Genomic DNA, 18,628 nt, shown 5'->3' on the forward strand with positions numbered 1-18,628 from the left:
TGACCAATTTACATACTTGAAGCCAAACTTCAGCCGCAGAATTCACCTGGTAGCACAATTGCCAGCAACTGCCGGCTCATTTTATTCACAATCCACAGAATCTGTGGATATCTCTGTTAACAACACCCGGGAAAACGCCGCCAGCCCCCATGATCCGTTGTAACCAGTTTGTGAAGAAAATTTAACCAAATAAGTTTTTTCTTTATAAATCAGCAAGTTACAAAAAACTTCAAAACAGGATTGACAAATTTCTTTCGTAACTATCTACCCGCATTCGTTCACACTGCGCTGTGGAAAGCTTTTCCCTCTAGCCCCAAAGGGCTAAAAATTTTTGGCATTTAATTAGTCAACTGGTGAAAAGTAAGCGGCTTGCCCACATACCGCACAGGCGCCCAACACTGGTCAACCAGCGGGCACCACAGAAGAGCGTATAAAAGAAATTAGGCGCCGAGACGGCAAAGACGCAGCCCCGCGGCCCTCAAGCTAATGAGTGCCGACGGGAACAGATTGAGTGAGGTTATTTGGGAAACGCGGCCAGGGGGTGAGTTGTGGTGATCCCCATTTGCACCCGCGCACCGGGCTCGGCCTGCACTTCGTGACTGGTACGCACCTTGAGCTGCACGCCGTCACCAACTTGCACCGCATACAGGCGCGAGCAACCCTCATAGCGCACCCAGTCCACCACACCATTGCCAATTTCAGATGGCACCAGAGACAAATCATCTGGCCGCAGAAGTAGATCAACCTGCCCACGGGCACCATCGATCGGAATGCCCGGTGCCGGGCCAAGGTCGGTGGTTACCTGGCGCCCATCGAGCACCCCGGGGAGAAAACTTGCCTCCCCCAGAAATCGGGCAACGAAACGGCTGGCAGGCTCGGCGAAGCATTTCTCTGGGGAGTCCAACTGCTCCAACTTGCCACCGTTGAGGATTCCCACACGGTCACCAACCGAAAGTGCCTCTTCCTGGTCATGGGTAACCCAGATCGCGGGGATACCGGCGGCCTTGAGCGCCTCGCGGATTTCCCAGCGCAAACTGTCTTTCAAGGCCGCATCCAGATTGGACAGCGGCTCATCGAGAAGAATAAACGCGGGCTGGTGTGCAATGGTTCGAGCCAGCGCTACACGCTGCTTTTGTCCGCCCGAAAGGCTGGCGGGTTTGGCCTGACGGAACGCCTCCAGTCCCAGCAGCTTCAACCAGTGGTCTGCCAGAGACGTGTCTTTCAGGCGGAAGCACACATTTTCCTGCACGGTGAGATGGGGAAACAGGGCGAAATCCTGAAACACCATGCCGACATTGCGCTTCTCGGGCGGCACCGGGCGCTTGGCTGTTGAGCACCAGTCACCCAATGAAATCTCACCTTCGGTTACCGGAATCAATCCAGCTAGCGCCTGTAAAATAGTGGTTTTACCGCAGCCGGTCGGCCCGACAAGCATCAACACCTCGTCCCTTCCCAGGGCAAGGTTGAGATTGTCCACCACACTCGTGGAGCCGTAATCAACAGACAGGTTGCGAACGTTCAGCATTATCGCGACTATTTTCCAGAAACTTCGAGTTCAGCCCGGCGCTCACCGGACAACATCAGCGCCAGCCCCAGTGCTGACATCAACACCAGCAACAGCCCGGGAATGGCTGCGCGGCCAAAATACCCCGCTTCGTATACACGCCACAAGTAGGTCGCCAGGGTTTCGAATCCGGTGGGGCCCAACATCAGCGTGGCCGGCAGCTCCCGCATGGCCTCGAGGAACACCAGTGCGGCGCCGGCAATCATACCGCGCATGGTCAGCGGTAATGTAACCCGCTGAAACGCTTCCCGGGGGCTGGCACCCAATACACGCGCTGCCTTTACCAGACTTGAATCCAAACCCTCGGCGGTTGAGCGCACAGAACTGACCGCCAGCGGCAAAAATCGCAATACGTAACACAGCACCAGCAAGCCCAGCGTCTGGTACAGAAATGGCAGCTTCAGCCCGACATACACCAGTGCGGTACCCATTACGATACCGGGCACACCAAACCCAAAATATGTCACCCGCTCCATAATACGGCCCGCGCGCCCGGCAATAGCGGCGTGCGCGACCGGAATCGCGAGTACCACCGCACATACCGCAGCCAGGATTGACGCGTGCACAGAGTTCCACGCGTAGCGCAGGTCAAAACCGGCGCTGCCCTCGCGCGCAAGCCACACCGCGAAAATGGCGAGAGGCAACACTACCGCCAGCAGAATCACCGGGGAAACGGCCACACCAATCATCCAGCGCTGCCAGCCATTGGGCCAGAGCGTGAGGTGGCGGCCGGGTTTCTCGCGACTGCCGCGCACCCGGGATTCCAAAAACAGCACCAGCCCGACAATTGCCAGCAACTGCAGGGACAGCATCGCCGCCTGGCTCAAACCAAATGCGTTGTACTCGACAAAGATCACCCTTGTGAAAGTATCCAGCCGCATAATCGCTGGAGTACCAAAATCGGACAGGGTATACAGGGCCACCAGTAATCCGCCTGCAGCAATGCCAGTAGCGACCCGGGGCAGCACCACCTTCAGCAGACTCATTCCCAGAGACATGCCCAGCGTGCGCGCCGCGTTCACCAGGCTCGCATCGAGGCTTAACAGGGAAGCGCGGGTGGTCAGCATCACAAACGGGTAAGAGTAGAGAATCATTACCAGCGAGGCGCCGAGTAAACCATCCATAGCGGGCAACGGAATACCCAGCAAATTGTGGATTTCACCACCACGGCCAAATGCCGCATAGATGGTAAATGCGCCTATATAGCTGGGGATAGCAAGCGGCGCGGCGAGAATCACCAGCCACAGCCTGCGCATGGGAAATTGCACGTAAGCGGTTACAAACGCCAACGGTACGCCGATCAGCACCGAGCCAAGTACGGTAAATACCATCAGCAGCAGGGTATTGGTGAGCACGCGCAAATTGTGCGCGTCGAAAAACTGCGCTTCGCTCGCCGCGAGGTCGAACAACACACCGATGGGCAGGATAGCCAGCAGCGCGATCAGCGCGGCCAGCGGGTAGGACCGGGGCCAGTGGGTCATAACACCCCGGTGCGACGCATCAGATTCAAGGTGGGGCGCAAATCAGCCAGCTTGGTGAGATCCAGCTTGGGCGGCGAAATCTCACTCAATGGCGGCAAGCCTTGCGGCGGCTGTACACCATTGACGAGAGGAATCTCGTAGGCCTCACGCGCCAGGTAGGACTGCACTTCGCGCGTCAGCAGGTAGCGGATGAAGTTGATCGGCAGATCCCCTTCGCTTAATGCCAGAATGCCGGAGGCATTCACCAGGCAGCCTGCATCATTCTTGGTAAACGCCAAGTCGACATTCGCATCGGGTTTGCCGGCTTTCAGGCGCAGGGTGTAATAGTGGTTGGCAAAGCCAATATCCACTTCGCCGCGCTCCACGCCCATTACGACACCCAGTTCACCGGCGTAGCTCTTGGCACGCTGATTTACGCCGCGCAGCCAATCTGCCGTGGCTTTTTCGCCCTCAAGCAAACGCATGGCGGTAACAAAGGATTGGAAGGAGGCATAGGCCGGCGCCCAGCCAATAGAAAAGTCGCTATCCGCCAGCGCCATAACGCTGTCCGGAATTTGTGCGCGCGTCACCCGCTCGGTGTTGTAAGGGATGGTCCGAATACGGCCAGTCACCGGTGCCCACTGCGGGTACTGGAACCCCGGGCGCAATGCTTCGGTGATATCGGCCGGCAATGGTCGAGCCAGGCCCGCATCGGCGACAAGGCCAATGGCTCCGGAATCTACCGCCCAAAACACATCTGCCCGCCGCACGCCCGCCTTGGACTCGGCAACAATGGTATTAGCCAGCGCCGCAGTCACACCGCGGCGGACCTGTAAATTAAACTTGGGATTGCGCTTGCGAATAGCATCGAGGACGTTTTCGTAAAGCCCGCCTTCCCCGCGCCCCAGATACAGGGTGAGGTCCCCTTCCAGCGGCGGCAATTGATCAACGGACACCGCATCTGGCCTTACACCCGCTACATCAGATGCAAATACAGAAAACGGCAGGGCCCCCAGGGCACCTGCCGCAGCAAAACTATTCAAACAGGCACTACGTAAAAAAGCTCTGCGCTGCACGGATAATCCTTAATCGAAAATTCACAAGCTCGTCAGAGGGCAATTAAGCCCCCTGCTTTTCCCTGGGGAATGAATTGGGGCTTCTATGAAGACCTTAAAAAACGTCCTTGCGTTTTTTCTCTGCGGCAGCCACCAGATCCTTCGCGCGATCCAGTTTTGCTTGCATGGATTCAACGACCTTGCGCACATCGTCAACACTGGACTTGCCGTCAATGGCCTGCGGCAGGGTTACGTTGAAGTCTTTTTCCAGATCTTCCACCAGATCAGCATCCTGTTCGATCAGAACACCTTCAACGCCCTCAAAGCGATGCAGGTAGGTGTCGTGAACGATGCTGGTAGCGGCTTCCGGCAGTTTCTCTGCGTATTTGGCGACCACGCGATCCAGGCGGTGCTTAATGTCGTCCAGGGTCTCCGGCACCGTGGTGGGTTCTGCTTCAGTGGTTTGAACCTTGGCCACCAGCCCTTTTTCCTGATACTGGGCAGCCAACTTAACTGCGCCCAGCGCCTGCCACAGGGCCTGATTCAGTTTGCTTTGCTCTTCACGCACTTTGGCAATCGGTGCGCCGGCATCAATCGCCTGTTTTACGCCGAAAATACCCTGCCAGATGTTGGCGTAAACGGGTACATAACTGGTTTCGATAGCGGAGTGGAAATCGACCTCTTCCCAGTACTCGGGCATCGCATTGGTGTTGGTGCCCTTTTGCCCTTTCTCTTCGTAGGTGTCGACGACAGCGCCAAATTTGCCGACCAGCCAGTTCACCTCTTCTGAGTACTGCCCAATATGGGACTTCAGATCATTAACGTGATCGCCGATTTCCCCGTTCGCGGAAACTTGGCTGGCACCCAGCAGTGCCACAAGACCCAGTACCATGCCGAGATTGCGAGGCTTGCGGATAAAAGATTTAGCTTGCATGAATTCCCACTCTCTTTTGCGTTTCTTTATTACAGACAGTGCGCAAATGATACTCATTATCAAAAATGGAATAAAGTAGTCCGGAGCAAAGACTCAATGTTCTGCCTCCATCCGAGACGCAGCTTGGAACAGGCTTCTAATATTGGCGCCAGAAAACGGCATATCGGATCAAACTGGTGCCATTTCGGGCGCCCAGCGGAGCGAACAGCGACGGGATACTAACAGTCCGGGCCGGTTTTTTCATCTTCACCAGCGCCGATCCGACCCTCTACCGGGCCGAATTGGGCTAGATTCTCAGGTGAAGACCACTTGCGCACAGCAAACGAGCGAGGAGCTAGCAGCAAAGAGCTGGTATAGTCTGTGTCCCGGCTCGCAGAGTCACACGACCAACAAGATTTAAACTAGAGCGCACCTTGATCACCAAGACCAAAGACAACTTGCGAATACTCGCCCGCGGTCTGCAAGTGCGCCTGGCCCGGCTGTTGCCGCGTCACGTCCCCATCGCATTCAAACTGGCGCTGGTCATGACCCTCCTTCTGGTGGTGGGAATGACCAGTCTCGGTCTGGTGATTAGCGACAACCAGAATCAACTGATCCGTACCCAGCTGGATGAATTTGGCAACGCCATGGCGCTGCAACTCGCCAAGCAGGCCAGCGAACCCATTCTCTCCGAGAATGGTCTCAACCTGCAGATGCTCACGAGCAATCTGGGGCAAGAAGAGAAAATCCTGGGTGCCGCCATTTATGCCCACGATGGCCAGCCCCTCTCGGGCACAGGCCGCCTGCCCAACCTGGGCAAAACCCTGTTCGAATCCAACGCAGTGATCGCCCACCCGTGGTTTGGCGTGGATAATAATGGCAATAGTGAACGCCTGATCAGCTTTATCGCACCCGCCAACTATCAGGGCGTAAGGGCCGGCTCGGTAGTCATCACCCTGTCCGCCTCCCTGATGGACCAGGCCGCAGCCGAGGCCCGCGAAGCTGTCATCTACGCCACACTGGCCATGACACTGCTGGCCTCCCTTTTCGCCTACTGGCTCAGCCGAAGGCTCTCCCTACCGATTCATCATTTAATGAAGGCCACCGAGGCCATCGGCCGTGGTGACCTCGCCACCCGCATCGACCAGCGCCGCAATGACGAACTCGGCTACCTGTTTGAAGGCTTCAACAATATGGCCGCGGGACTTCTGAAAAAGTCGCAGGTGGAACAGGTCTTCTCCCGCTATGTGTCGAAAAGCGTTGCCGATAAGGTACTCGCCAACCTCGATGAAGTCCGCCTGGTGGATCGCCCCATCGAGGCAACAGTACTGTTTGCCGACATCAGCGGCTTCACCGCCATGTCGGAAAATCTGGAACCAAGCCAGGTCTCCGGGCTGCTTAACGAATACTTTTCGTATATTTCCCACGCTTGTGCGTTGCACGGCGGTGTGGTCGATAAATTTATCGGCGACTGCGCCATGCTGGTGTTTGGTGTCGCCGAAGACGATTCAGACCACGCATTTAACGCGGTAAGCTGTGGAGTGCTGATTCAGCACCTGGCGGCAGAGCTGAATCAGCAGCGCCTGACAGAAGGCAAGCCGGAAGTGCATTTCCGCATCGGTATTAATTCCGGCACAATGCTGGCAGGCAACCTGGGCTCTGATGACCGCATGGAGTACACGGTGGTCGGTGATGCCGTAAACTTGGCCTCTCGCCTGTGCAGTGAAGCTGAGCCCGATCAAATTATTATTCGCGAGCAGCTGCACAATAATTTACAGTGCCGAATTGTGGCTCAAGCGGGCCAGTCGATAAAGATTCGCGGCAAATCCGCTCCAGTGCAGATTTATTCCGTGAATGACTTATCTAAAGAAGGAAAATCGCAGCTGCGTAATCATCTGAAGGCACTGCGCAATAGCTTTAACGCGCTACAGGATGAAAAAACCGTCGACCATGCTTAACTGTCGAATAACACTCAAGCGGTTATTCTTTTGCTTCTCCATGGCGGCATTGCTCCCTGCCTGCAGCCTAGTCCCCACCACGCAACCAACACTCGAAGGCTTCCCTGCGGAAACTGTACAAGTCGTCCGCCAGCAATCGGCCGAACTCGAGCAACTGCAAAGCCTCAACACGCCATCGCCATCTCAACAGAGACAACTACGACAATTACGCCGCGAACTGCAACGCTTTGAACGGGAAGTGCTGGAATCTGCAAGCCGGCTCGAGCGGAAAAACGAATGGTACCGCGCAGCTCAGCAGCTCGAGGGCGCTATTGCTGTTTTACCCACCAGCCCGGTACTCACCGCCGCCTATGGTGAATTTCAAGAGCGTCGCAAATTGCGGGGTGAACGCGTCCGCATGGAAATCGCGATCCATCAGGGCGAACAACTGTTAAAAGACATCGATGCATACAAGCGCTTGCAGCAACTGCAGGGCCGCGATGTATTGACCTGGGTGGAGTTAAAAAATTTCAACCGCAAGCGACGCGCTTCTGCTGAAGAACTGCAGAAATACGCGGAGCTGGCGCTGCTGCGGAAAGATTACGGCTTGGCCCAGAGCGGCCTGAAAGTCGCCAAAGCCCTGTACAGCGACGACCTCGTGCAAGATAAAGAAAACAAACAACAACTGGAACAAAGCCTCGCAGAAGCCAACCGCCAGTTGCGCAAACGAAATCCTCGGCGCACAAAAGTCGTAGCCCGCAAACCCTTGCCCACAAAAGCGCAGCCCATTCCTACAGCGGAACTGGAACGGACATTGGATAACGGTGACCTGCCCAGCGCACGCCAACAGCTCACCGAGCTGGAACAACAGGCACCCGACCACCCTGAACTGCAGACACTACAGGCACGCTTTGATTCAATGGTGAGCGCTCAACTGGAGACCGCGTTACAGCGTGGCAATGAGCTATACAGTCAGGGGGAAATCGAACAGGCGCTGGCAGTATGGCGGGAAGCGCATACCCTCGCACCGGAAAATATGGAGCTGCGCGGCAACATCAGCCGCGCGGAAAGAGTGCTGGAAAACCTGAGAGCATTGAGCACACCCAACGGTGCTAAACCCTAAGCAACCCTTGTCGGGAGCCGCAAACAGCCCTCGCCAGCACTAACCCAGGGCCCGCGGGCCCCAGGTTAATCGATTAAGACTTATTCCCACTCAATGGTGGCAGGCGGCTTACTGGAAACGTCGTAGGCCACACGCGAGATATGCTCGATCTCGTTGATGATACGGTTGGAGACCTTCTCGATAAGCTCGTAAGGCAGGTGTGCCCAACGCGCGGTCATAAAGTCCACGGTTTCTACCGCACGCAGTGCAACCACGTACTCGTAGCGACGACCATCACCAACCACACCCACAGATTTCACCGGCAGGAATACCACAAATGCCTGGCTGGTTTTGTGGTACCAATCCGCGTTGTGCAGTTCCTCAATAAAGATCGCATCGGCTTCCCGCAGGATATCCGCGTACTCTTTCTTCACTTCACCCAGAATACGTACACCCAGGCCCGGTCCCGGGAACGGGTGGCGGTAGACCATGTCATACGGCAGGCCCAGCTCCAGGCCGATCTTGCGCACTTCGTCTTTGAACAGTTCGCGCAGTGGCTCAACCAGCTCGAACGCCATATCTTCCGGCAAACCGCCCACATTGTGGTGTGACTTGATCACGTGCGCCTTGCCGGTTTTGGCGGCGGCAGATTCGATCACGTCCGGGTAAATAGTGCCCTGCGCGAGGAACTTCACATCCTTGAGCTTGGTGGCTTCCTTGTCGAAGATTTCGATAAAGGTGTTGCCGATAATCTTGCGCTTGGCTTCCGGCTCGTCCACACCGGCAAGGCGGGACAAAAACGCTTCTTCCGCATCGCTGCGAATCACACGCACGCCCATATTGTCCGCGAACATCTGCATGACCTGGTCGCCTTCGTTTTTACGCAGCAGGCCGTTATCCACGAATACACAAGTCAGCTGATCACCGATGGCTTTGTGCAGCAGGGCCGCAACAACAGAACTGTCGACACCACCAGACAGGCCCAACAGCACTTTTGAATCGCCGACCTGCTCACGCACCTTGGCGATGGAGTCTTCGATAATATTTTCCGGCGTCCAAAGCTTTTCACAGCCGCACAGGCCAATCACGAAGTGTTCGTAGATGCGGGTGCCCTGCAGGGTGTGGGTGACTTCCGGGTGGAACTGCACACCGAAAAATTTCTTCTCCGCGTTGTACATGCCGGCAATCGGACAGGATGGGGTAGACGCCATCAGCTCAAAGCCTTCCGGCATTTTTACCACTTTGTCACCGTGGCTCATCCACACGTCCAGCAGCGCGCTGCCGGCGTCATCCAGGTGGTCCTTGATGTCGTGCAGCAGTGCAGACTCACCTTCCACCTTTACCTGTGCGTAGCCAAACTCACGCACGTCACTGCCTTCCACTGCGCCGCCCAGCTGGTGCGCCATGGTTTGCATGCCGTAGCAAATACCCAGTACCGGTACGCCAAGCTCATATACCGCCTGCGGCGCACGCGGCGAACCCTCTTCCGGCACAGACTCGGGGCCACCGGCGAGAATGATGCCCTTCGGGTTGTATTCGCGAATCTCTTCATCGGTCATGTCGAACGCGCGAATCTCGGAGAAAACCCCAAGCTCACGCACGCGACGGGCAATCAGCTGGGTGTACTGAGATCCAAAGTCGAGGATCAGAATTCGGCTGGAATGGATGTCTTGGCTCATGACTTACTCGTAACGGTTATATAAACGGCAAACGGACCCTGAGAGGTCCGTTTGCGGTTCACTTAAAGTGCACTTCTATTTTTCAGGACACAAAATTTGCGTACAGGAATTAACGTCCGCCTACCGGGTAGTTCGGCGCTTCCTTGGTAATCTGCACATCGTGTACATGGGATTCGCCCATGCCCGCAGCAGTTACCCGTACAAACTCGGGCTTGGTGCGCATAATTTCCATATCCAGACTGCCGGTATAGCCCATCGCGGAGCGCAGGCCACCCATCATCTGGTGCACGATTGCGGAAATCGGGCCTTTGTACGGCACGCGACCTTCAATGCCTTCCGGTACCAGCTTTTCCGCGCCTTTGCTGGCGTCCTGGAAGTAGCGGTCGGAGGAACCCTGGGTGCGCGACATTGCGCCGAGGGAACCCATACCACGGTAAGACTTGTAGGTACGGCCCTGATACAGCTCAACCTCGCCCGGCGCCTCTTCGGTACCGGCAAACATGGAGCCCATCATGACGGAATAAGCACCGGCAGCGATCGCCTTGGAGATATCGCCAGAGAAACGGATACCGCCATCGGCGATCAGCGGCACACCGCTATCGGCCAGTGCAGCCGCTACTTCGGCAATCGCGGTCACCTGAGGAACACCGATACCGGTCACGATACGAGTGGTACAGATGGAACCGGGGCCAATGCCCACTTTCACCGCATCAGCGCCGGCTTCTACCAGGGCCTTCGCCGCTGCGCCGGTGGCAATGTTGCCGCCGATTACGTCGACTTGCGGATGCATTTCCTTGATACGACGTACGCGATCGATCACGTTTTTGCTGTGGCCGTGGGCAGTATCAACTACCAACACGTCAACACCGGCTTCCACCAGGGCCGCAACACGGTCATCGGTATCCGGGCTGGTGCCTACAGAGGCACCTACACGCAGGCGGCCATCGGCGTCTTTACAGGAGTTCGGGTACTGCTCCGCCTTGTTGTAGTCGGTAACGGTAATCAGGCCGCGCAGCTGGAAATTGCTATTTACCACCAGCACCTTTTCGATGCGGTGTTTGTGCAGCAGTTCGCGCACTTCTTCCGGTGATGCGCCTTCGTCGCAGGTCACCAGGCGCTCTTTCGGCGTCATAACCTGGGCCACAGGCAGTTCCAGATTGGTCTGGAAACGCACGTCGCGGCTGGTCACGATACCTACTAGGTCACCCTTCTCCATCACCGGAACACCGGAAATGTTGTGGTGGCTGGTGAGCGCGATCAGTTCGCGCAGGGTGGCGTCGGATTCGATGGTGATCGGATCCTTTACGACACCGGCTTCAAATTTCTTCACCGCGCGTACCGCCAGAGCCTGTTCTTCAATAGACATGCTCTTGTGAATAATGCCGATACCGCCTTCCTGGGCCAACGCAATGGCCAGGCGCGACTCGGTCACGGTATCCATAGCAGCGGACACCAGCGGAATATTCAGGGTGATGTTGCGAGACAGTTTTGTCTTCAGGGAAACGTCTTTCGCCGTAACCTCGGAATATCCGGGCACAAGTAGGACGTCGTCAAAAGTGAGGGCTTCGCGTGCTATACGCAGAGATTCAGACATGGACACTCAAACCTCAAAGGAGCGGGAATGGGTATCGGCGCGATTATAGCCGCAACCTTCGCGGAAACAAAAGAGTATTTACGCCGGAATGGCAAATCCCTTTACCTGACGGCACATCCCTGCAATATTGGCCGCCCTGATGTCCCCAACAGAGACCGAAATGCTCAACAATCCCCCCGGCGCACCCAACCCGCTCCCCACAGACGGCCGTCCGGTGATGACCGTCAGCGAACTGAACCGGGAAGTGAAGCAGCTTTTGGAGGGGAGCGTCCCTCTCCTGTGGGTGGGTGGTGAAATTTCTAACTTTGCCGCGCCGAGCTCAGGCCACTGGTATTTCACACTAAAGGACGCACGCGCCCAGGTGCGCTGCGCCATGTTCCGTGGGCGCAACCGCAACGTGCGCTTCCAGCCCGGTAACGGACGCGAAGTTTTGGCGCGTGCGCGGGTCAGCCTGTATGAGGGGCGCGGCGAATTTCAGCTAATCATTGAGCATCTGGAAGAAGCTGGCTTTGGCGTACTGATGCGCCGACTGGAGGAACTCAAGGCCAAGCTACAGGCAGAGGGGCTGTTCGAACTGACTCGGAAAAAGCCCCTGCCCTTCCTGCCAGCCACCATCGGAATCATCACCTCACCTACCGGTGCTGCCGTGCGGGATATGATCCAGGTACTGGGGCGCCGCTATCCCGCAGCGAAAGTCGAACTCATCCCGGTGGCGGTCCAAGGCCAGGGGGCAGCTCAGCAGATTGCCAATGCTATCGCTCTGGCCGGGCACCTGCAGCGCCACGACCTGTTGATTGTGGGGCGTGGCGGCGGTTCTCTGGAAGACCTGTGGGCCTTCAATGAAGAAGTCGTCGCACGCGCGCTAGCCGCCTGCCCGATACCGACCATTTCGGCAGTCGGTCATGAGACCGACAACACCATCGCGGATCTGGTGGCCGATGTGCGCGCACCAACACCTTCCGCCGCCGCAGAAATTGCCAGCGCCAATGCTGCCACCTTGCTGGACACCACCGCGGCCATCAGCCGCCGGCTGCAACGCGCCATGCAGCAGCAACTCCGCCATGTGGGCCAACGTCTCCAGATTACCCGCAACCGACTGCGCCATCCGCGCGAGCAGCTACATAACCGCGCACAGCAACTGGACCACCTGGAGTTACGCCTGAAAGCGGCAATGGATAATCAGGTAGAACGTCGCCACCAATTGCTTTCTTCCAGCTTGCGTAGCTTTGCGCGGGTTCACCCCGAACAGCAGATCGCAGCCAAGCGCCATCAGCTCGCGACCGCAACCCAAAATCTTCAACGCAGCTGCAAGGAACTGATTACGCGTCGACATGACCGCCTACAGCACGCTGCAGCAATGCTGAACAATGTCAGCCCGCTCTCGGTGCTTCAACGCGGTTACGCCATCAGCCGCAATGCTGACGGTGAGGTCATCAAGAGCGTCCAGCAAGTCACCGCGGGTGAGCAGGTTTCGGTCATTCTCGCGAGTGGCGAATTTGAAGCCACGGTAAATACGATTCACCCAGTGCGGGAGTGAGCCCCCTCACCCCGCACGTGAAGTATCACGAACGACAGTTGGTGCCCCTGATTTCCGCACCTTAATCCCGCACCTTATCATTGACAGCCTACTCCCTGAGAAGCTGTCGCCTGTGCCTGTTTGCTTTAACCTTTCTTCTCGACCGAGCCCATCGAGGAATACATTTCTTACCCTCATCGCCGCACTGATAATGTTTGTTGCGGGTTGCGAAAAGACGAGCAAACCTCCGGTGCCCAAAGACGCCGCACCAGAGCTCGAAAGCCAGGAGATCGTCGCAACCACAAGCGCTTACACAGAAACGGGAGATCTCGATGCCATTCGCAAGCGCGGCTATGTCCGATTTGCGAATGTAACTGGCGGCTATCCGGAAATGCTGCCCCGCGACAGCATCATCAACCAGCGCACCCGATTTCTCGCCAACGAGTTTGCCAAGCGACTGGGCGTAAAACCCATGTGGATCATCGCACGCAGCCCACAGGCTGCAATCGACATGATCGAGAACGGGGAAGCAGACATCGTCGCCGACTACATCACCTTGAGCCTCGCTCAGGGTGATGCCGTTACCCTGAGTGTTCCCCTGACACAAACCTATCGCGCTTTACTGTCCACTGCAGATGGCCCCAATGTCTCGGACATCAGCAAACTAAAGGGCGCTACCATCTACTTATGGGAAGGCACCGCGCACTTACAGTTTGGAAAGCAGCTGGTGAAGGACTACCCGGAGGCATTTGCCCGAATCCAAATTGACCCAACACCGGGTGATGACACTGACCACTTTCTCGATCAGATGGCCCGCTACCCGAACGCAGTTACTATCGGCAGCCTGGCCCTTGCGAACGAAGTAGCCAGCTATCGCAGTGACCTCAAGATCGGCCAGAAGGTGGGGGACGAAATCAACGTAAGCTGGGCGGTACGCGAAGCATCGCCGGACCTGCTAAACCGCCTTAATACCTTTCTCACGCGACAACTCATTCAGGATACTGCAGACCGTGCTCCCGACTGGCGGGCGATCAAAAAATCCGGCGTGATTCGGTTCGCAACCTATAACAAGGCGACCAGCTACTTTATCTGGCGCGGTGTATTGATGGGTTTCGATTACGAACTCGCCAAGCTATTCGCCGATGAACATAACCTGCAGTTAAATGTCATCGTAGTACCCACACATGAATCGCTCACCAAGTGGGTAACGGAAGGACGGGCAGACTTTGCCGGTGCGTCAACCACGATTACAGACAAGCGCAAGGCCGAAGGTGTCGATTTCACCAATACACACTTTGAGTCAGGCATTCGCGTGATCAGCAACGAAAACGATAGCCCGATTAAGAACCTGGAAGACCTTAATGGCCGTACCCTGACGGTCAGAGCACATTCCATTTACATTGACGCTGCCAAGCAACTCAGAGAAGGTGGCATTGACGTAAAAGTAGAAGAAGCCCCGGAAGATGTTTCCCAGGCACAGATCATCAACGGTGTCGCCGAGGGCAAATACGATGCGACGCTGGAGGACACCCATAGGGTTGAGATGCGGGCAGCATTCAACCCAAATTTACGTGTGGGCATACAGGTGGAAGAACCGCTACCCCAGGGGTGGATGGTCATCCGGGGAAACCGCAGCCTACTCAGGAGGCTCAACAGGTTCGTTAAAAAATACCGAAAAGATCCCGAGACGGAAGCTATTTTTACACGCTATTTCCGCCCTAATGACGCTTTTCTAAAAAGATCTACCGCAAAAATAAAACCCGGTGAACCGCTTTCACCGTTTGATGAATTGATAAAAGATGCCGCGCAAAGGCATGATTTTGACTGGCGCATGATCGTTGCGCAGATGTGGACCGAGAGCAGTTTCGACCCTAAAGCGGTATCGTCCACCGGTGCCCAGGGTCTTTTGCAGGTGATGCCCGGAACCGCTCGCGACATGGGCTTTCCCCCACCGGTTTTCGACCCTGAGAGAGGTATCGACGCCGGGGTGAAATATCTCAACTGGGTACGCGACCGCTTTGAAGAAAACCTGCCCGCCACGGAAAGACTCTGGTTTACCCTTGCCTCCTACAATGCCGGCTTTGGCCACGTCCGCGACGCGCGCCGACTGGCAGCGAAACTAGGGCTCGATCCCAACAAATGGTTCGACAATGTGGAAGTTGCCATCCGTAAGTTGTCAGAACCACGCTATTTCGAAAAGGCGCGGTACGGCTTTGTTCATGGGGATGAACCGATAGCCTATGTACGCAAGATCAGCCACCTGTACCAGTCCTATACACAAATCACCAGTGGTGATGTGAGCTGGCGCCCCCCAATGAAGACACCCCATCAATGGTTCATTAGTCTCTTCAAACAGTCAGTACAATCTTGCCGATATGGCTGCTCGACTCCATCAACCGATGCGCCTCCGCGACGTCAGCCAGTGGGAAGCTAGCGGCAATCAGCGGGCGAATTTTACCCGCCTCAACCAACGGCCAGACCTGTTCACGCAGGTCACTCGCAATCGCAGCTTTCACCTCTGGTGACTGGGGCCGCAAGGTAGAGCCAGTCAGGGTCAGGCGCTTCAGCATCACCGGCAGCATATTGACCTCCACTTTCGCGCCCTGCAGGAATGCGATATTCACGATGCGCCCGTCACGCGCGGCACACTGGATATTGCGATCCACATAGTCGCCACCGACCATATCGAGGATGACGTCTGCACCCTTGCCATCGGTTGCCGCTTTTACCGCTTCCACAAAATCCTGCTCGCGGTAATTGATTGCAAGCTCCGCACCCAGCTGCTCACAGGCGGCACACTTTTCCGCACTGCCCGCGGTGGCAATCACACGCACGCCCAGGTTTACCGCGATTTGGATTGCAGTAGTTCCAATACCCGACGATCCGCCGTGCACCAACAAAACTTCACCTTCTCGCAACTTGGCACGATGTATCAGGTTGCTCCATACCGTAAAAAACGTTTCCGGCAATGCCGCAGCTTCTACATCGCTCACCCCACTGGGTACCGGCAAGCACTGACCTTCAGGCGCTACCGCATATTCTGCATAACCACCACCATTGGTGAGTGCACACACCCGGTCGCCGACTTTGCAGCGCTGCACGCCCGCGCCAATGGAAATGACTTCCCCCGCCACTTCCAACCCGAGCACCGGCGAAGCACCTGGTGGCGGTGGATAGAATCCTGCGCGCTGCACGATATCCGGGCGGTTAACCCCAGCGGCCGCGACGCGGATCAATACCTCGCCCTCACCCGCCGCAGGCGCATCCCCGTGCGCGAGCACCATCTTCTCAGGGCCGCCATGTTCCGGCAGATCAATAAAACGCATGCACTTTCCTTACATTTCAAACAAAAAAAGCCCGGCAATGCCGGGCTTTTGACTTCAGGCTGATTACAGCTCGTAGGTCAGTTCCACCCCAATCACACGGCCCTTGTTGAGCGGCGTAAAGCTGGCACCCGCTCCACCGAGGGAGGCAGGCAACTGGGTATTGTTGCCTTCGGTCACTTCATCCAGGATGTTTTTGCCAAACATCGATACGCGATAGCTGCCGGAGTCTGGCACAAAGCCGAAGCTCAGATCCAGCATATCCGCTTCTGACAACATACCGAGGTTATTGTCAGTATACGGGGATGCATCACGATGGTTGAAGTTGATGCGTGAGGTGAGCACACCGAGGTTACCCAACTGCAAGTCGTGTACAACACCCACACCGTAAGTCCAAGGTGCTAGGCGCGGGATATCCAATCCCAGGTCGGTAGCGTCTACCACACCGTCACCGCTGATATCACCGCGCACGGAGTCATACTCGCCATCCACATAACCAACGTTCATGGTGAACAGCAGGTTATCGGTGGCCGCAGCCATGGCCTCAAACTCAGCACCCTGAATGGTTGCATCAGCCGTGTTGCGAATGTACTGAACAACAGAGAAAACCGGGTCTGCCAGGTTTTCCTCACGCTGCATATCGTCAATGGTGTTGTGGAACAGAGCAAAGTTGGTACGTACACGTCCGTCAAACCAGTCGGCTTTACCGCCGATCTCGAAGCTGGTCTGCTCTTCCTGGTCAGTGGGGCCAGGCTGATACAGCAGGCCAGTGTTACGCATATTGTAACCACCGCTGCGGAAACCTTTGGTCCAGTAGCTGTAGAGCTGGGCATTGTCTGCCAAGTTCCACTGCAAACCGACTTTCGGGGTGAAGGCATTCCAATCTTCACTGTCATTGAAGTCGTATACCGCACAGCCTCCCAGCTGACACATAGTAGTCGCGGCCACAACTGGGTTGATGGTCGCTACCTGAGCATCCTTTTCTTCCATTGAGTAGCGGCCACCCAGTGTCAGAATCCAGTCTTCGTTCAGATCAATATCCGCCTGAGCGAAGATACCCATGGCTTCATGATCCTGCAGACCACCACCGGTAATATCCAGACCGCTCAATGGCAGCAGGCGGTTTTCAAAGTACTCCAGGTCCTGGCTAAACCAGTAAAGACCCGTAGTAATGGCGGTAGAACCAAAACGGCCAGCGTAGCGCAGCTCATTGGAAAGCTGGCTTTGATCGACGCTGGTATTGGCATGGAAGGCGGTAATGGGCAGGGAGTCGATATCGCCAAGACCAATTGCGCTGTACTCACGCCAGGCCAGGATATTGGTGATGGTACCGTTGCCAAATGCCACGTCGTGGTTGTACTCGGCAATGACCTGGGTCCATTCGTCGTCCTGGAAACCTTCCTCGTCCTGGGCTACCTCAAAAGAGTCACCGCTATTGTCCCAATCGGTGATCCCGAAGAGACCAGCAAGCTGCTGAGCGCCAGGAGCAACCAGGGAGCCGTCAGGGCCAAAGATTGGCTGGCCACGGTTTTGCGCGACGACACCGTCGGAATCCATTTTGCCGTGCTCCATGCGCACCAGCAGTTCCGAGGACTCACCCAAGTCAACGCTGAAGCTCGGGCGAATAAACCAGCTCTGGGAGGCACCGGCGTTATCGTTGCCGGTAGCAACATTCTCAAACCAGCCCTGATCATCGTTGTAATAAACGGTTACACGGCCGTTGACGGTATCGGAGATCGCACCGTTTACGTTGGCAGCCACGACCGAATCGAGGTTGTCGGTGGTGGAGACTTTGAACTTGCTGGAGAACTCTTCTGTTGGGCGCGCAGTCTTGATTACCACTGCACCACCGGTCACGTTACGGCCAAACAGCAGACCCTGAGGCCCACGCAGGACCTCAATACCTTCGAGGTCAAACATGTCCGTCACAACCCCGGCATTAATACCCATATACATGCCATCGACAAACACGCCGACAGTAGGGTCAATGGAGGGGATTGAGCTGTTCACACCGAGGCCGCGCACGGTGAAATTCGCAGTGTTCTTAACGGTACCGATATCATCCAGCTGAACGTTCGGCATTTTGAAAGCGAGGCTTTGCAGGTCGCGAGTCTGCAAAGCTTCCAACTGGTCGCCAGAATAGGCTGTAGCGGCTACAGGTACTTCCTGCAGCATTTCAGCTTCCGCACGCTTACGTGCAGTAACCTGGACTTCTTCCATTAATGTACTGACAGAACCTTCCGCTGCGGCAGCATGCACGCTACCCACACCACAAGCCAGAGACAAAGCAGCCAGCGAGCAGGCCGAAGCCAGCACCAGATTCTTGCTTTTGCCATTGGCAGTGTTCAAACGAAAGGACTTGGACGCGGTACCGTCAGTTTGACTTCCCATGTTTTCTCTCCATTGCACTGAGTTATTTTTATGTAATTTGCAGCAACAGAACCACAGCGACCTCTTCAGAAACCACCGAGAGGTCAGCAACCGT

General features: G+C 56.1%; 12 protein-coding genes. 4 read left to right on the forward strand and 8 right to left on the reverse strand.

Going from position 1 to position 18,628, the window contains the following annotated elements; genetic code table 11:
* Positions 1 to 517: 517 nt before the first annotated feature.
* From KUV22_RS05330 to KUV22_RS05345, 4 genes are all read right to left on the reverse strand, one after another.
* On the reverse strand, positions 518 to 1,525 hold the full coding sequence (locus KUV22_RS05330) for an ABC transporter ATP-binding protein (protein ID WP_222229112.1): 1,008 nt from the start codon (positions 1,523 to 1,525) through the stop codon (positions 518 to 520).
* 8 nt (positions 1,526 to 1,533) lie between these two features.
* Positions 1,534 to 3,045 (reverse strand): ABC transporter permease, encoded by a 1,512-nt coding sequence (locus tag KUV22_RS05335; RefSeq protein WP_222229114.1) that lies wholly within the window; start codon positions 3,043 to 3,045, stop codon positions 1,534 to 1,536.
* Complete coding sequence (locus KUV22_RS05340) at positions 3,042 to 4,100, reverse strand: ABC transporter substrate-binding protein (protein ID WP_222229116.1); 1,059 nt, start codon at positions 4,098 to 4,100, stop codon at positions 3,042 to 3,044. The genes KUV22_RS05335 and KUV22_RS05340 overlap by 4 nt, the downstream gene beginning before the upstream one ends.
* A gap of 94 nt (positions 4,101 to 4,194) precedes the next feature.
* Complete coding sequence (locus tag KUV22_RS05345; RefSeq protein ID WP_222229118.1) at positions 4,195 to 5,013, reverse strand: hypothetical protein; 819 nt, start codon at positions 5,011 to 5,013, stop codon at positions 4,195 to 4,197.
* Positions 5,014 to 5,426: 413 nt separating this feature from the next.
* Between KUV22_RS05345 and KUV22_RS05350 the strand changes: the two genes are divergently transcribed.
* Together KUV22_RS05350 and KUV22_RS05355 are read left to right on the forward strand one after the other, a co-directional pair.
* On the forward strand, positions 5,427 to 6,950 hold the full coding sequence (locus KUV22_RS05350) for an adenylate/guanylate cyclase domain-containing protein (protein WP_222229120.1): 1,524 nt from the start codon (positions 5,427 to 5,429) through the stop codon (positions 6,948 to 6,950).
* Between the two features lie 40 nt (positions 6,951 to 6,990).
* On the forward strand, positions 6,991 to 8,052 hold the full coding sequence (locus KUV22_RS05355; RefSeq protein ID WP_222229122.1) for a hypothetical protein: 1,062 nt from the start codon (positions 6,991 to 6,993) through the stop codon (positions 8,050 to 8,052).
* 80 nt (positions 8,053 to 8,132) lie between these two features.
* Here KUV22_RS05355 and guaA read toward each other — a convergent pair whose 3' ends face one another.
* Positions 8,133 to 9,710 carry a glutamine-hydrolyzing GMP synthase gene (gene guaA, locus KUV22_RS05360; protein ID WP_222229124.1) on the reverse strand — a complete coding sequence of 526 codons (1,578 nt, stop codon included), beginning with the start codon at positions 9,708 to 9,710 and terminating at the stop codon, positions 8,133 to 8,135.
* A gap of 109 nt (positions 9,711 to 9,819) precedes the next feature.
* Positions 9,820 to 11,304, reverse strand: coding sequence for an IMP dehydrogenase (guaB, locus tag KUV22_RS05365; RefSeq protein ID WP_222229126.1), 1,485 nt, complete (start codon positions 11,302 to 11,304; stop codon positions 9,820 to 9,822).
* Between the two features lie 160 nt (positions 11,305 to 11,464).
* Here guaB and xseA point away from each other — a divergent pair, with 160 nt between their 5' ends.
* Positions 11,465 to 12,841, forward strand: a complete 1,377-nt coding sequence (xseA, locus tag KUV22_RS05370; protein WP_222229128.1) for an exodeoxyribonuclease VII large subunit — start codon at positions 11,465 to 11,467, stop codon at positions 12,839 to 12,841.
* 229 nt (positions 12,842 to 13,070) lie between these two features.
* Positions 13,071 to 15,254, forward strand: coding sequence for a transporter substrate-binding domain-containing protein (locus KUV22_RS05375; protein ID WP_222229130.1), 2,184 nt, complete (start codon positions 13,071 to 13,073; stop codon positions 15,252 to 15,254).
* Here KUV22_RS05375 and KUV22_RS05380 read toward each other — a convergent pair.
* Together KUV22_RS05380 and KUV22_RS05385 are read right to left on the reverse strand one after the other, a co-directional pair.
* Positions 15,169 to 16,146, reverse strand: a complete 978-nt coding sequence (locus KUV22_RS05380; protein ID WP_222229132.1) for an NAD(P)H-quinone oxidoreductase — start codon at positions 16,144 to 16,146, stop codon at positions 15,169 to 15,171. The genes KUV22_RS05375 and KUV22_RS05380 overlap by 86 nt on opposite strands.
* Positions 16,147 to 16,209: 63 nt before the next feature.
* On the reverse strand, positions 16,210 to 18,534 hold the full coding sequence (locus KUV22_RS05385; protein ID WP_222229135.1) for a TonB-dependent receptor: 2,325 nt from the start codon (positions 18,532 to 18,534) through the stop codon (positions 16,210 to 16,212).
* Between the last annotated feature and the right edge of the window lie 94 nt (positions 18,535 to 18,628).

Source organism: Microbulbifer agarilyticus (assembly GCF_019800665.1).
Taxonomy (GTDB): Bacteria; Pseudomonadota; Gammaproteobacteria; order Pseudomonadales; family Cellvibrionaceae; genus Microbulbifer; species Microbulbifer agarilyticus_C.